The sequence below is a fragment of the Burkholderia sp. Bp8991 genome (assembly GCF_003853795.1).
Lineage (GTDB): Bacteria > Pseudomonadota > Gammaproteobacteria > Burkholderiales > Burkholderiaceae > Burkholderia.
This window is the reverse complement of record NZ_QTQJ01000044.1, coordinates 1-14,225: the sequence shown is the minus strand read 5'-3', so window position 1 is coordinate 14,225 and position 14,225 is coordinate 1. Positions and strand designations below refer to the sequence as shown.

Annotated in this window: 13 protein-coding genes and 1 pseudogene; 4 read left to right on the top strand and 10 right to left on the bottom strand. The window is 65.5% G+C overall.

Translation table 11 applies throughout. The features are described 5' to 3' along the window. Positions 1 to 2: 2 nt before the first annotated feature. Positions 3 to 662 (top strand): glutathione S-transferase family protein, encoded by a 660-nt coding sequence (locus DIE02_RS32220; RefSeq protein WP_124489257.1) that lies wholly within the window; start codon positions 3 to 5, stop codon positions 660 to 662. A 45-nt stretch (positions 663 to 707) separates the two neighbouring features. On the opposite strand, the gene DIE02_RS32215 is transcribed toward DIE02_RS32220, so the two are convergent. From DIE02_RS32215 to DIE02_RS32170, 10 genes are all read right to left on the bottom strand, one after another. Beyond that, positions 708 to 1,796, bottom strand: coding sequence for a porin (locus tag DIE02_RS32215; protein WP_124489256.1), 1,089 nt, complete (start codon positions 1,794 to 1,796; stop codon positions 708 to 710). Between the two features lie 213 nt (positions 1,797 to 2,009). Further along, positions 2,010 to 2,345, bottom strand: a complete 336-nt coding sequence (locus tag DIE02_RS32210; RefSeq protein ID WP_124489255.1) for a Rieske 2Fe-2S domain-containing protein — start codon at positions 2,343 to 2,345, stop codon at positions 2,010 to 2,012. A 3-nt stretch (positions 2,346 to 2,348) separates the two neighbouring features. Next, positions 2,349 to 2,660 (bottom strand): YciI family protein, encoded by a 312-nt coding sequence (locus tag DIE02_RS32205; protein WP_044848341.1) that lies wholly within the window; start codon positions 2,658 to 2,660, stop codon positions 2,349 to 2,351. Between the two features lie 5 nt (positions 2,661 to 2,665). Next, entirely contained in the window at positions 2,666 to 3,541 is an 876-nt protein-coding gene (locus DIE02_RS32200; RefSeq protein ID WP_124489254.1) for an intradiol ring-cleavage dioxygenase, read from the bottom strand. 29 nt (positions 3,542 to 3,570) lie between these two features. Further along, positions 3,571 to 4,638 carry a maleylacetate reductase gene (locus tag DIE02_RS32195; protein ID WP_124530187.1) on the bottom strand — a complete coding sequence of 356 codons (1,068 nt, stop codon included), beginning with the start codon at positions 4,636 to 4,638 and terminating at the stop codon, positions 3,571 to 3,573. A 7-nt stretch (positions 4,639 to 4,645) separates the two neighbouring features. Further along, positions 4,646 to 6,112 carry an aldehyde dehydrogenase family protein gene (locus DIE02_RS32190; protein WP_124489252.1) on the bottom strand — a complete coding sequence of 489 codons (1,467 nt, stop codon included), beginning with the start codon at positions 6,110 to 6,112 and terminating at the stop codon, positions 4,646 to 4,648. Positions 6,113 to 6,152: 40 nt separating this feature from the next. After that, positions 6,153 to 7,172: a hydroxyquinol 1,2-dioxygenase gene (locus DIE02_RS32185; RefSeq protein ID WP_124489251.1), complete on the bottom strand. Its 1,020-nt coding sequence runs from the start codon at positions 7,170 to 7,172 to the stop codon at positions 6,153 to 6,155. 42 nt (positions 7,173 to 7,214) lie between these two features. After that, complete coding sequence (locus DIE02_RS32180; protein ID WP_124489250.1) at positions 7,215 to 7,709, bottom strand: hydroxyquinol 1,2-dioxygenase; 495 nt, start codon at positions 7,707 to 7,709, stop codon at positions 7,215 to 7,217. A 114-nt stretch (positions 7,710 to 7,823) separates the two neighbouring features. Beyond that, on the bottom strand, positions 7,824 to 8,753 hold the full coding sequence (locus DIE02_RS32175) for a LysR family transcriptional regulator (RefSeq protein WP_044848336.1): 930 nt from the start codon (positions 8,751 to 8,753) through the stop codon (positions 7,824 to 7,826). Positions 8,754 to 8,884: 131 nt separating this feature from the next. After that, positions 8,885 to 10,135, bottom strand: a complete 1,251-nt coding sequence (locus DIE02_RS32170) for an MFS transporter (protein WP_124489249.1) — start codon at positions 10,133 to 10,135, stop codon at positions 8,885 to 8,887. Between the two features lie 291 nt (positions 10,136 to 10,426). On the opposite strand from DIE02_RS32170, the gene DIE02_RS32165 reads away from it, so the two are divergent. The 3 genes and pseudogenes from DIE02_RS32165 to DIE02_RS32155 all read left to right on the top strand — a co-directional run. Next, positions 10,427 to 10,963 (top strand): hypothetical protein, encoded by a 537-nt coding sequence (locus tag DIE02_RS32165; RefSeq protein WP_124530186.1) that lies wholly within the window; start codon positions 10,427 to 10,429, stop codon positions 10,961 to 10,963. Between the two features lie 21 nt (positions 10,964 to 10,984). Further along, positions 10,985 to 13,753 carry a type VI secretion system Vgr family protein gene (locus DIE02_RS32160; protein ID WP_124530185.1) on the top strand — a complete coding sequence of 923 codons (2,769 nt, stop codon included), beginning with the start codon at positions 10,985 to 10,987 and terminating at the stop codon, positions 13,751 to 13,753. Between the two features lie 18 nt (positions 13,754 to 13,771). Continuing rightward, positions 13,772 to 14,225, top strand: a pseudogene (locus tag DIE02_RS32155) (hypothetical protein); the annotation flags it as partial.

Sequence of the window (14,225 nt, the reverse complement as noted above, 5' to 3'; positions counted from 1 at the left end):
CGATGCCGCAAGACCGTCACCTGACCCTGTTCCACTCCCCGCGCAGCCGCTCGGCCGGCGCGCGGATGCTGCTGGAAGAACTGAGCGCCGACTATGAACTGCACGCGTTCGACCTCTCCACCGGAAAACATCACGAAGCCGACTACCTCGGCATCAACCCGCTGGGCAAGGTTCCCGCGCTGCGTCATGGCGACGTGATCGTCAGCGAGCAGGCCGCCGTCTACATGTACGCGGCCGAGTTGTATCCGGAAGCCGGCCTGTCGCCGGCGCCGGGCGATTCGCTGCGCGGGCCGTATCTGACCTGGATGACGTTCTATGGTTCGTGCCTCGAGCCGGCCATCGTCGACCGCTCGATGAATCGCCCGCCCGCGGCCTACTCGACGTCGCCGTACGGCGACTTCGATACCGTGATGATGCGGATCGATGCGCAACTGGCGAAAGGGCCCTACCTGCTGGGCGAGCGCTTTACGGCGGTCGACGTGCTGTGGGGCTCGGCACTGAACTGGACGACGATGTTCAAGCTGGTACCCGAAACGCCGCGCATTCGCGCGTACATCGATCGCGTACTGGCGCGCCCGGCGATCCAGCGCGCGCAGGCGGCGGATGCGGCGCTGGCGGCGGAACAGGACAAGGCCAAGGAGGCGGCCGCAGCGGCGCGCTAGCCGGTTGGCGGGCGAACCGCGACGCCGGTCCCGCCCGCCGCGCCATCAGAACATCGTATGCAGGCCGACCCGCGCCACCGCCTGACTCGCCGAACTCGACGCCCCGTTCGGATCGAGCACGCCGTTGATCTGCGCGTTCGCGCCGCTGTTCGCGCGTTGATAATCGGCGGACACGTAGACCATCGTCCGCTTCGTGAACAGGTATTGAAGCGCGACGCTGACCTGATGCGCATGGTTGTCGTTCACGGCTTCGTTGCCCTTCATGTACATGTACTTCGCGCCGAGAAACACGTCCGGCCTGACGCGCCACACGCCGCCGGCCTCGGCCATCCACACGCCGGCATCGTTGAACGAATTGTGCACGGTGGTCAGGAGTGCCTTCGCGCTCACCGCACCGAAGTCGTAGTGCATCCCGACACCCCAGTTGCGCACGCTGGTCGACGGCGTGCCGGGCGCCGGGCCGTACTTCTCGTTCGTATATGCGGCACCGATGCCGAGCGCGCCGACTTCGTAGTTCAAGCCCGCGCTCACGGCATTGTCCGCGCCGATGGAACCGGCCACGCCGCCGAACGCGTACATCACGCCGCCCGACAACCCTGCAATCGTCGGCGAACTGTATTTGACCGAGTTCGCGACCGGCTTGCTGCCTGCCGTGCGATCCCAGTCGAACGCGCCGGTCGGGTTACCAGGCAGCGCGAGACGCTGGAACGGGCCATTCCTGAATCCGTACAGCCCCGAGATGTCCATCGAGATCGCATTCCCCTTCGCAAACAGCGAATCGACCATGAAGTCGTACTGATTCCCGAGCCTGACGCTGCCGAACCGGTCGCTCTCGATGCCCACGTATGCATTACGTCCGAAGATCCCGGTCCCGATGATGCTGCCGTTCGCCATCGAGAACTGGTTCACGAGCGCGAACGTCGCGTGATATCCGCCGCCGAGATCTTCCGTGCCGCGAAAGCCGAACAGGTTCGGCGTGAAGATGCCGTCGTCGAACTTGACGTTCTTCCCGCCGCCCTCGTTGCTGACGTACGAGATGCCGCTGTCGATCAGACCGAACATGGTCACGCTGCTCTGTGCATACGCACCCTGCGCGATGGCCAGCATCGCGAATACTCCAAACCTGAGCTTCATTGCGTCTCCGTCTTTTTTTGAAATTCGAGCCTGTCGCCCGCCAGTCGCGAACGATCCGCCCATGCTTCGTGAAACAACACCTTCCCGCCGGATCAGGCTTGCATCCGGCCCGGTATAATGAAATTTACTTAGCTTTACTTATTGACTGGAACGAATGAAATCCCGTGCATTTCCGATTTCATCCAGCCTGGTGCAATCGACCCGTCCGCCGATTCAGGCGCTCCGGCAAATCACCCACGCCGCCGCATCCACCTCGACGGCCACGGCCTCCAGCCCGGCACCCGAACACGGCCCGTCGATACACACACCGTCGTCGAACCGGAACAGCGCACTGTGATGCGCGCACATCAGCACCTGGGATCGATAACAGGAAACGCTGCCCGGCACGAAATCGAGCGGAACCGAGAAATGCGGGCAACGATTCACGTAAGCCCACACCTGCTCCCCGCGCCGCACGACGATGACGGGACGTCCGATGCGCGTCTCATCGACGACCCGCGCGCCACCATCCGGCACATCGGCGAAGCGACAGAGTTGCGTGGCACCCATGACTCACGCTCTCCGCTCGGGATTGCCGAGGCTCCAGTCCCACGGTCGCACCTCGACCCGCGAGAACAGCCCTTCCTTCACATACGGATCGTTGCCGACGAACTGCATCACCGCATCGATGTCGTCCGCCTCGACGACGAGCAGCGTGCCGTTCATCGCATCGCCCTGCGGATCGAGCGTCGGCCCGCCGAGCCGCACATACACGCCGTGCTGCGCGGCGGAACGCAGGTAGGTCCGATGCGTCGCCCGCACGCGGTCGCGCACCTCGCGCATCCCGGGCTGGTCCGTCGCAAACACCGCAAAGAATCGCGCCATGTCGGTCAGCTCCGGTCGAGCACGAAGTCGTACGTCGCCTCGCGATACGGGCCGCTCAAGCCGACCCGGCGCGCGAGCTCGTCACCCGCCGCACGCGGCCGATAGGCGACCATCAGCGACGGCTTCACGCCGAAGACGGCATCCGACTGCAGATACGCGTCGTTCTCGTCGAACAGATGCGTGACGAGCTTTCGGTAGCCCGGTGCATCGATCATGAAATGCAGGTGCGCCGGCCGCCACGGATGGCGCCCGGTGGCGTCGAGCATCTTCCCGACCGGGCCGTCGGTCGGAATCGGATAGCTGACCGGCAGGATCGTCGTGATCGCGTAACGACCTTCGGCATCGGTCCGGTAGCGGCCGCGCAGGTTGCCGTGCGGCTGCGCCGTATCCTGCCCGGAATACATGCCGTTCTCGGCGGTCTGCCAGACGTCGAGCACGGCGCCCTGAACCGGTGCGCCGTCAGTAGTGAGCACGCGGCCATGCACGACGACCGGCGTGCCGGGCGTGAACGCCATGTTCTCGCCATACGCGCGCTCGGGCATGCCCTCGATGTAGAACGGGCCGAACACGGTCGTTTCCGTCGCACCGGTGGCGAAGCGATGGTTGATCGCATCGACCAGCATCGACACGCCGAGCGTGTCCGACAGCAGGATGAATTCCTGGCGCACCACGTCGTCGCACATCTGCCCGGTTTCGGTCAGGAAGCGAATCGCGGCCATCCACTCGGCCTCGGTCAGCTCCGTTTCGCGGACGAACGCATGCAGGTGCCGCACGAGGCTCTGCATCAGCACGCGCAAGCGCGGGTTCGGCGTACCGTCGAAGCTGGCGACGACCTGCTCGGTCAACCGCGTGTCGCCGTCATCATGATGATCATTCGTCACGTTCGTCTCCTTTGTATGCAGCCGGCCGCTCACTGCGGCTCGCGCCCTTCCCACGCATGCTGAAGCAACTCGCGGATCGGCGCGCGCTCGATCGGCCGCGGATTCGCGTACGGGTTCCGGCACGCGAGGTCGGCGGCTTCGTCGAGGCCCGCTTCCGGCATTCCGATGTCGGCCAGCGCCGCCGACAAGCCCAGTTGCCGGTTCAACCGGAACAGCAGCGGGCCGGCGTCGGCCGCGTCGGTGCCGCCCAGCGCCCGCGCGACGCGGCGCAGCGCGTCGGGCGCCGCCGCATGGTTGTAGTGCGCGGTATGCGGCAGCATCGCGGCGTGCGTCTGTGCGTGCGGCAGGTTGAAGGTGCCGCCGAGCGTATGACAGAGCTTGTGATGCAGCGCCATACCGACCGCACCCAGGCACGTGCCGGCGAGCCATGCGCCATACAACGCGCGGCTGCGCATCTCGCGGTCGTCGGGCGCGCGCACGATCGCGGGCAGCGCTTCGCCGAGCGCACGAATCGACTCCTCGGCCATCAGGCTGATCACCGGGTTCGCATCTTCCGCATAGAGCGCCTCGACCGCATGCGCCATCGCATTGACGCCCGACGCCGCGGAAATCCCCCGCGGCAGCGACAGCGTCAGGGACGGGTCATACAGCACCGTACGCGGCAGCACGCGCGCGTCGCGTCCGGTGCGCTTGAGCCGGCCTTCCGTGAGCCCGAAAATCGGCGTCATCTCCGAGCCCGCGTAAGTCGTCGGCACGGCGAGGATCGGCAGCGACGACTCGAGCGCAATCGCCTTGCCGAGCCCGATCGTCGAGCCGCCGCCGATCGCGATGCAGCAGTCCGCGCCCAGCTCGGCGGCCATCTCGCGCGCGGCCCGCGCCACCTCGACCGGCACGTGCATCACGGCCTGCGCGCACACGCCGGCCGCACGCTCGCCGAGCACGTCCCGGACGCGTTCGGCGAGCGGCTGCTGCTCGGGCGTCGACAGAATCAGCGCGCGCTGCGCGCCGAGCGCGGACAACTCGTCCGGCAGCCGTTCGAGCGCGCCCCATTCGAACACGACGCGGGACGGCGTTCCCTGATAGACGAAGCGCTCCATCTCGGCCTCAGCGCTTGAAGTGCGGCGGCACCTTGCCGTCGACGTTGACCCACACCGAGCGCGCTTCCGTGTAGTCGTGCATCGCCTCGAAACCCATCTCGCGGCCGTAGCCCGACTTGCCGATGCCGCCGAACGGGCTGCCCGGATTGACGCGCTTGTAGCAGTTGATCCAGCACATGCCCGCGTCGATCCGCGACGCCATCCTGTGCGCGCGGGAGAGATCGTTGGTCCAGAGGCCGCTGCCGAGCCCGTATTCGGTCGCGTTGGCGATCGCCAGCGCTTCCTCGTCGCTGCCGAAGCGCAGCACGGTGACGAACGGGCCGAACACTTCCTCCTGCGCGACGCGGTCGGCGGCGCTCTTCGCCTCGATGACGGTCGGGCGCACGTAGTAGCCGTTCGCAAGTGCCGCGTCCTGCGGCACGCTGCCGCCCGCGAGCACGCGGCCGCCTTGCTCGCGCGCGACGTCGACGAACGACAGCACGCGGTCGAGGTGCTGCTTCGACGTCAGCGGGCCCATCTCGGTGTCGGGGTCCAGCGGGTTGCCGACGCGGATCGACGACGCCAGCGACACGAAGCGCTCGAGGAATTCGTCGGCGATGCGCTCATGCAGCACGAGCCGCGAACCGGCGATGCACGCCTGCCCCTGGTTGTGGAAGATCGCCCACGCGGCGCCGTTGATGGCGGCGTCGAGGTTCGCGTCGTCGAACACGATGTTCGCGCCCTTGCCGCCGAGTTCCAGCTGCACGCGCTTCAGGTTGCCCTGCGAGGCCTCGACGATCCGGCGGCCCGTCGCCGTCGAACCGGTGAACGCGATCTTCCCGACACCGGGGTGTTCGGCGAGACGCTGGCCGGCCGTATGACCGTAGCCGGGAACGATATTGACGACGCCTTCGGGAAACCCGACTTCGGCCATCAGTTCGACGATGCGCAGCGTCGACAGCGGTGTGATCTCCGACGGCTTGAGCACGACGGTGTTGCCTGCCGCCAGCGCCGGGCCCATCTTCCAGCTCGTGAACATCAGCGGGAAATTCCACGGCACGATCTGGCCGACGACGCCGATCGGCGCGCGCTGCACGTAGTTCAGGAAACCGGTTTCGACCGGAATCACCGAGCCCTGCAGCTTGTCGGCCATGCCGCCGAAGTAGCGGAAGCAGCCGGCCGTGCGCGGCACGTCGAGCGCGCGCGAATCGCGGATCGGGTGGCCGGTGTCCAGCGATTCGAGCTGCGCGAGTTCCTCCGCGTTGGCTTCGATCGCGTCGGCGAGGCGCAGCAGCAGCCGGCCGCGCTCGGCCGCCGGCATCGCCGACCACTTCGGGAATGCGCGGGTCGCGGCTTCGACCGCGAGGTCTACGTCCGCCGCGGTGGCGGCGGCGATCTTCGCGATCAGCGAGCCGTCGTGCGGATTGAGCACGTCGATCGTGCCGCGCTCGACGGCGTCGACGAAACGGCCGTCGATGAAGAGTTGGGTTTGCATGAATCGTCCTCGATGGTGTGCTTGTGCGAGCCGGCGCGGCTCAGAACTCGATCGGATACGGCGCCAGCTCGCCGCTCTCGTATCGCTGCGGAAGGTTCGGCGTCGCGTTTTCCCAGACCAGCAGCATCGAACGCTTCGTCGAGTAGCCCTGGTGCCGGATGTCGGCGGGCATCGCGCAGATGTCGCCGGCCCGCATCGTGACGCGCGCGCGCGGTGCGCCGGTGTTCTTGTCGCCGATGTCCCACACGATTTCGTCGGACAGTTGCAGGAACCATTCGACGCGGTCGTTGCCGTGGAATACCGGCAGGATGAATTCCTCGGTGGTCGGGCAGAACAGGCTGCGCCCGCACACGGAGGTCACCGACGGATTCCACGTCACGTCCGAACGCGACAGATACTTGAACAGGTTGAACGCGTGCAGCTCGCCTTCGAAGCCCGGTTTCACGTGCACTTCCGGCTCGTCCTGAGCGACGTCGAGAAACGCGCGGTTGACCGGCAGATCGTCGCGCAGCGGCGAGTCGCCTTCGAGGCCCGGCATGCGGCGCGTCGCGATGCGCGTGCGTTCGATCGCGGAGCCGTTCTCGCCGTGCTTGCGCCCGAACGCCGTGCCGGTTTCCTCCGGCGCCGCGAATGGATCGAAGCCTTCGTTGGTCCAGTCGTGCAGCATCGCCTTGAAGGTCGCCATGATCGTCGGCGTTTCGAACGTCTCGGTGTAGTCGACGCCGGCTTCCTTCAGGATTCCGTTGAACGTGCCCGCATAGACGTCGACCTTGCCGTAGTGATTGCGCGTGCCGAACACGTGATCGAAATTCACCCAGCCGTAGAAGAAGCCCCACGCGACGTCGCGCATCATCGCGCGCAGGAATGCGTCCGCGGGGATCGCGTGCGTGCGGGTCTGGCCTTTCGCCGGCCAGCTGATTTTCACGAAATACTCGTCGCGCTGGAACGCGAATTCACCGAGGTGGAAGCGGCGGTAACCGGTGACGGCATCGGCTTGCGTGGCCTGCACCAGATCGGCGCCGAAGCCTGCGGAAAGATCGAGGGTCTCGAGGGTGGCCATAACGTGTCTCCTGGAATAGTTGAATCTTCGCGATCGAATCGATCAGTGCAGGCAGATGTCGGCCCACTTCTCGACGGACAGCTCGCCGAGCACGGTCTGCACGAGCGCGACGCCCGGCTTGCTGGCGGTGAAGCGATACGCGCAGCCGGCCGGCAGCAGTGCCTGGTGGCCCTTGCGCAGCACGACGTAGCCCATCTCGCGGCCCGCCGGCTGCGTGCCGGCGTTCACGGTGCCGCGGCCGGTGGCGGGCGGGTTGTCGAGCTTGATGAAGTCGATGCGGACTTCGCCGTCCATCTGGATCGCGAACTCGTCGTGCGCGCACGCGAACCACGGCGACTGGCCTTCGGTGCGCAGCACTTCGATCACGTATTCGAGGTTCTTGCCGGCGACGACCTTTTCGTAGGGCGCCGACTTCGATGCGATCTCGAAGACGTTCGAGAACGCGTAGTGTTTTGCGCTGCCGCTGGTGATTTCGATCTCGCCCTTCGGGTAGCCGTCGAGCGAGCCAAAGACGGTGTGGAATGCCGTGTCGGTCATTGCTGTCTCCTGAGTTGAACCGCTTGTTGGATTCAACTTTAGGGGCGACGACGCCCGTCAACAAGGCAACGGAGCGCGACTACGGCATTTGCGTTTCGCGAATAATCGCTTCGCTCAACGAACCCAGCCGCGCTCCAGCAGCGGGCGATCCCACGGCGACTCGTCGCCGATGTATTCGACGAGGAATTCGACCAGCGCCTTCACCTTCAACGCCTGTCGCTGCGTTGCGGGATAAACGGCGGCGAAGCTCAGCGGCGCGATCTGGAAGTCGGTGAGGATGGGCACCAGCCGGCCCGCGACAAGCGCGTCGCTCGCGACCAGCGTGGGCAGGCACACGACGCCGCCGCCCGTCAGCGCGTACTCGCGCAGCAGGTGCACGGAGTTCGAGCGGATCATGCCCGGCAGCTCCATTTCGACGACCTCGTCGCCGCGTGTCAGCGTCCAGCGGTTACGTGACGGATAACCCGAATACAGCGCCGTGGTGTGCTGCAGCAATTCGCGCGGATGTTGTGGCGCACCATGCGCATCGAGGTAGGCCGGCGACGCGCAGAACAGGCGTCGGACCACGAACAGGCGCCGCTCGATCAGCGACTCGGATATCGGCGGAAAGATCTGGAACGCGATGTCGAACCCTTCTTCGACAGGGTCCACGACACGGTCATTGACGATGATGTCGAGCTGGATGCCCGGATAGCGGCGATTGAATTCGGCGAGCGGCACGCCGAAGTGATCGAGCGCGAAGCCGGGCAGCATCTGGATGCGCAGCCGCCCGGTCGGCGTCGCGCGCAGCTCGCGCATCTGGTCGGTCAGCTCGTTGACGCGCCCCACGACTTCCGCGCATTCGCGGTAGAAGGTCTCGCCCACTTCGGACAGCCGCACGTGGCGCGTGCTGCGATGGAACAGCGGCGCGTTGACGAACTTTTCCAGCTGCTGGATGCGGTTCGTCACGACCGAACTGGTGACCCCAAGCTGCCGCGCCGCTTCCGCGAAGCTGCTCGCCTCCGCGACCCTGACGAACGCCTCGATGCTCAGAAACCGGTCCATGCCGCACCTTTCCCGAAAGCCAAACCGGCAGTCTAACCGCACCTGCCGGCCGGGTGGGTCACGCCGAACGCGTCACACTGTCACCTGACGGGTGTCAATCCCGCCGGCTGCGCGCATGACCGCGCCGCACGTTACGGCTGCTTGCCCGCCGACAGCTCCGGCTGCACGCCCACGCGGCGCTGCAACACGGCCGGGGCCGTCTCCCGCAGCAGCATGCTGACCACGATGCCGAGCAGCACCGCCCCCATCGGCAGCCACAGAATGTTCTGGATCCCGAAGTGCGCGGCGACGTAGCCGCCCATCGCCGGCGCGATGCCGCCGCCGAAGATCTCGCCGCAACCGACCACCACGCCGATCGACGTCGACACGAGGCCGACGGGCGCGGCTTCGGTCGCGACGGGGCCCGACAGCAGCGACACCAGCCCGAGCGTGAAGAACGACGCGACGAACAGGACAACGAACAGCACGACCGGTTGCGGGCCGAGGCCGCGGAAGATGTAGAGCATCACCGCCGTGCCGGCGAAGCCCGCGATGCTCGCGAGGCGGCGGCCCACCACGTCGGACAGCCCCGGCAGCCCGAACTGCCCGAGAAAGCCGCCGAAGCCGATCGCCGACACCACGAGGCCCATCTTCTGCGTGCCGAGCGCAAGGTAATCCGTCAGGTACAGCGGCAGCAGCGCGCCGAGCACGAACACGCCGGTCATCGCGCAACACAGCGCGGCCATCGCGACGAGGATGTTGCGGCTCTTGAGCACATGGCCGAGCGATGCCGGCGCGTGCTCCGACACGACCTCCTTCGCGCGCTTCGGTTCGCGGATCACGAAGAACATGATCGCGCCGAGGATCAGCCCGGGGATGGCCACGAGCGCGAACACCCAGCGCCACGACACGACGTTGAGCAGTTGGGTCGCGATGATCGGCGACAGCGCCAGCCCGAACAGCGCGAAGCCGCTTTGCTGCAGCCCGAGGTTCAGGCCGCGCCGCCGCGGGTGCGACGCGTCGGCGGTGGCCGCGAAGCTGGTCGGGCAGAACGAGCCTTCGGCGACGCCCATCAGCCCGCGGATCGCGATCAGGCCGAGCAAGCCGCCCGCGAGGCCCGAGAAGCCGGACAGCAGCGAGAACGCGATGATGGCGGGTATCAGGACCTTGCGGCGGCCGACCTTGTCGGAGATGCCGCCCATCAGCGCCGCGAAGATGCCCCACGACAGGCCGAGCACGCCGATGCAGTTGCCGACGTCCTGCGCGCTCAGGTGCAGGTCCTTCATGATCGAAGGGAACAGCGGCGCGATGAGCCAGCGGTCGAGGCCGACCAGGCCGAAGCCGAGCGCCAGCAGCGTCACCGCCTTCCACTCATAGGAGGTATCCCACTCGTTTGCTTTCATGTCTGTCTCCGTGGATTGGTCCGCTTGCGCGCGCCGGGGCGTCCGCGCATCGGCCAGGTCCGTTGTCTTGGGTGTGCGACGCGACGTGAGTCGCGAGGAAGTGGCGGCCGCCTGTCCGGCTTCGTTCCGGTTGCAGGCGTCGAATTCAATCAGCCGACGCCCGAACGATAGGTGCGCGCACGCGGATCGGGTATGGAACAACCGGCGAACGCGCCATTCGCGAAACGCAAATAATCGGGCGCGGCAGGCGGGAAAGGTCGATGGAGAAGCGCTGTGCGAACGGCGGCAGCGTTGAAGCAGCGCTCCTTCCCCGGTTACGGGGGAATCCCTCATAGACATCAGCGGTGCCCGCAGGCGACGCCGCTTGCGCGGCCGATGAACGCGGTTCGGCGCGCCGCCCGGCCGCGCGCTGATCAGGTGGCGGCGAATGACGAGACCGGCAACCGGCAGATGCGATCCGAGCAGGCACGAAGCAATCCGTCCACACGTTTTTCGTCAGCGCAATACGCCGCCATTTTCTTCGATATCAGACGGATCCTATCTTCGAAATCCGTAAATCGATTTTATTTAAATAAAAAAACCTGCACGACAACCACACAATCTGACAGAACCACCTTGCGCCCGCCCTTTTTACCGATTAATACGAGAACCTTCAAAATCATCCGAATCGCCGAAAAAGAAAAATACCGTTTCAAACCAATCATCCAGCCAGGCAAAAACAAAAATACATTTATCGAGACCGACAAGCTTGATATTCTCGACGCGAATTTTCGAGCCGATTTCCTCAATTCAAACAGGACCACATTTCAAACAAATCCTAATCAATAAAAAAGCAATGAGATTATGGCGATGTCGATAGCAAGAACATTTCGGGAATTTGCGTCCAGTCTGACCGACGGGAACTCGCGACCCGTCGATCTCCATTTCGGCCGGGCGCAGCGCGCGGTCGGCCACTTGCTTGCGCTCCATCACGCCGATATCCGCGAAGGCCTGATGTCCGGCATCGACGGCGAGCTGACCTGCGTGTCGAGCCACGATCATCTGTCGCCGACGCTGTTTCTCGGCCTGCCCGTATCGGTCCGGCTGACGACCGACCGCGGCAGTACGCGTGCGATCAATGCGATCGTGCGCGAAGTGCGAACCGGTCAATCCGACGGCGAACTGACCGTCTATCAATTGCACGTGTGTGACGCGCTGTCGTTGATGGACCGCCGCACCAACGCTCGCATATTCCGTTCGCGCCGCGTGACGGAGATTCTCGCGACGCTGATGAACGAGTGGAAACTGCGCAGCCACGCACTCGCGCGCGCATTCGATTTCGACCTGTCCGGCTTGCAGCCCGATCGCTATCCGGTGCGCGAACTCACGCGGCAGGTCAACGAGTCGGACGCTCGTTTCATCCGGCGTCTGCTGCGTCGGGAAGGCATCACGGTCTTCGCGAAGGCCGAGCCGGCCGGAGGCGCGCGCGGCATGAACGACGCGTGGCCGATTCATACGCTCGTGTTCTGCGACGACCCGCATCGCCTGAAGGAAGCGCCGGCCGGTACGCTGCGGCTTCACCCGCGCGACGCCGGAACCGAACAACGCGACACGGTGACGCTTTTTGCGCACTGCCAGAGCGTGTCTCCCGGCCAGGTCCGCCGCGCGTCCTGGGACTACAAGCCAGCCCGTGCAGATGACTCCACCGCTGTCACGGACCTTGACCAGGGCGAAGCCGGGAACGACCTTGCGCGCCTGCTGACCGACGTCGCGATCGACATCCCGCACGTCGGCGACTCATGGCGCGATCACGATCGCATCACGCGCGACCGGATACTGGCGCATCAGTTCGAAGCCGAGCGTTACGACGGAATCAGCAGCGTACGCGACCTGCCCGTCGGCCACTGGTTCACACTGACGGGCGACCCGGAGCTGGACATGCGGCCGGCCGATCGTCGCCAGTTCGTCGTCACGTCGGTTCGGCACGATATCTGGAACAACCTGCCGAAGCCGCTCGCGGGCCGCGCGCACACATTGTTCGCGGCGAGCCGGAACCTCGCGCAAACGGCTGCGCCGGCACCTGTCGATCTGCCGGAGCAAACCGACACGCGCTATGAAAACCGTTTCACGTGCGTGCGACGCGGCGTGCCGCTGAAGCCCGCCTATGATCCGAAGGTCGATGTACCGCCGGTGCACCTGCTGACCGGCACGATCGTCGGCGCCCAGGGCGAGGAAGTGTTTTGCGACGGGGCCGGCCGCGTGCGCGTGCTGATCCACGGGCACGATCCGGCCGATCATGCGCACGCGCAAGGCGCCGGAACGAACGGCCGGGCCGGCGACAGTGCGCCGATTCGCGTCGGAACAAGCCTCGCCGGAGGCAACTTCGGCGCGCTCTTCCTGCCGCGCGTCGGCATGGAAGTGCTGCTGGGATGTCTGTCCGGCGACCCGGACCGGCTCGTCATCATCGGCGTGCTGAGCAACGGCGCGAACCCGCCCGTCACGTTCACCCATACGGGCGCGCTCCCCGGCAACCGCTTCCTGTCGGGCATCAAGACCAAGGAAATCAACGGCCGGCGCTACAACCAGCTTCGTCTCGACGATACGCCGTCGCAAATCTCGGCGCAGCTGGCGAGCGAACATGCGCATACCCAACTGAATCTCGGCTATCTGACGCAGCCGCGCGAACACGGACACGGGAAGGATCGCGGCGAAGGTGCCGAGCTGCGCACCGACGCCGCCGCGGCTCTGCGCGCGGCACAGGGCATCCTGTTGTCGACCTATGCGCGCGCACGGGCCACCGGCGGTCAGCTCGATCGAGACGAACTGATTCGACTGCTCGACGAATGCACGGCGCTGTTCAAATCGCTCGGCGACTATGCCGGCGAGCATGGCGGACAGTCGGCCGATACCGCCGGTCAGGACAACGTCGCCGATGCGTTCCGCAACTGGACGCCTGACGGTGCGCGGCCCGGTACGACAGGCGATGCGCCCGCGTTGATCGCGTTCGGCGCGCAGTCGGGATCGCTCAACGTCACGCCCAGAACGCACGTCATGTATGCGGGCGAGAACATCGATCAGATCGCGCAGCAACACGTTCAGGTCAGCAGCGGCGAGCGCATCAAGCTGCATGCCGGTCGTGGCGTCGCGATGTTCGCGCACGGCGACGGCGTGTCGGCGATCGCGAATCGAGGGAAGGTCACGATTCAATCGCAGCACGACGATACGCAAGTCGATTCGGCGAAGAACCTTCAGTTGACGGCCAGTGGCGGAAACCTCGTCGGCACGGCGAGCGATGAAGTCGTGTTCGTCACGTCCGGTGGCGCGTATCTCAAGCTGCGCGGCGGGGATATCGAACTGGGATGTCCGGGGACATTCACGGTGAAGTCGGCAGGGCATGTGTGGGACGGGCCTGCGAGCATGAGTGCGGACATGCCGAAGTTTGGTCAGGACACGCTTGGTCGAGTACCGAAGCTGGTCCGATCCACCGACGGCAATGCGGCGGCGGGATTCGAGGGCGAGGTCAAAAGGCCGTCCGGACCGCTGTCGAACTTGTCGAGCGATGCGGCCGGCCAACTTCCGGCTGTCGATGCTGACCAGTTCGAGAGACTGGCGGTGCAGTTCATCAAAAACAATACATAGGATCGCGAAGGAATCCGCATGACTGATTCATTTCTTGAACCACCGCTGATGGCGACTGCTCATCGCGACCAACCTGCGGCGAAAGTCGATGCTGACGACGTAGCTGTGTCGCGGCCGGCACCGCCGCCGATTGTCGTCGGCCGGGGCGAAGGCGTGACGATGTTCGCGAAGAACACGCCGCTCATCTGCATCAAGCAATTGCCCTTGCCCGGTATCGTGATCTTCGTGCATGGGGTGAATTCCGAAGGCGAATGGTTCGAGGCGTCGGAGGACGGGCTGTGCAAAGGCCTGAATCGCAGGCTCGGACGTCTGGACGATCAGATGATGTATCACGGCATCGATGCGGGGCAATTGACGCCCGCGAAGTACACGGAAAGCGTGACGCCGGATGGGTTTCTCAATCCGAAGCTGCTTCCCAATAACTACGTCAAGCCCGAGCCGTCGTTCTCGCCCGTCATTCATTTCCGCTGGG

What these genes read in the sequence shown, in the direction of transcription:
- DIE02_RS32160 (WP_124530185.1), top strand. Translation starts at nt 10,985, where the DNA reads ATGTCGATAGCAAGAACATTTCGGGAATTTGCGTCCAGTCTGACCGAC.
- DIE02_RS32210 (WP_124489255.1), bottom strand. Translation starts at nt 2,345, where the DNA reads ATGGGTGCCACGCAACTCTGTCGCTTCGCCGATGTGCCGGATGGTGGC.
- DIE02_RS32190 (WP_124489252.1), bottom strand. Translation starts at nt 6,112, where the DNA reads ATGCAAACCCAACTCTTCATCGACGGCCGTTTCGTCGACGCCGTCGAG.
- DIE02_RS32175 (WP_044848336.1), bottom strand. Translation starts at nt 8,753, where the DNA reads ATGGACCGGTTTCTGAGCATCGAGGCGTTCGTCAGGGTCGCGGAGGCG.
- DIE02_RS32180 (WP_124489250.1), bottom strand. Translation starts at nt 7,709, where the DNA reads ATGACCGACACGGCATTCCACACCGTCTTTGGCTCGCTCGACGGCTAC.
- DIE02_RS32215 (WP_124489256.1), bottom strand. Translation starts at nt 1,796, where the DNA reads ATGAAGCTCAGGTTTGGAGTATTCGCGATGCTGGCCATCGCGCAGGGT.
- DIE02_RS32195 (WP_124530187.1), bottom strand. Translation starts at nt 4,638, where the DNA reads ATGGAGCGCTTCGTCTATCAGGGAACGCCGTCCCGCGTCGTGTTCGAA.
- DIE02_RS32205 (WP_044848341.1), bottom strand. Translation starts at nt 2,660, where the DNA reads ATGGCGCGATTCTTTGCGGTGTTTGCGACGGACCAGCCCGGGATGCGC.
- DIE02_RS32170 (WP_124489249.1), bottom strand. Translation starts at nt 10,135, where the DNA reads ATGAAAGCAAACGAGTGGGATACCTCCTATGAGTGGAAGGCGGTGACG.
- DIE02_RS32185 (WP_124489251.1), bottom strand. Translation starts at nt 7,172, where the DNA reads ATGGCCACCCTCGAGACCCTCGATCTTTCCGCAGGCTTCGGCGCCGAT.
- DIE02_RS32220 (WP_124489257.1), top strand. Translation starts at nt 3, where the DNA reads ATGCCGCAAGACCGTCACCTGACCCTGTTCCACTCCCCGCGCAGCCGC.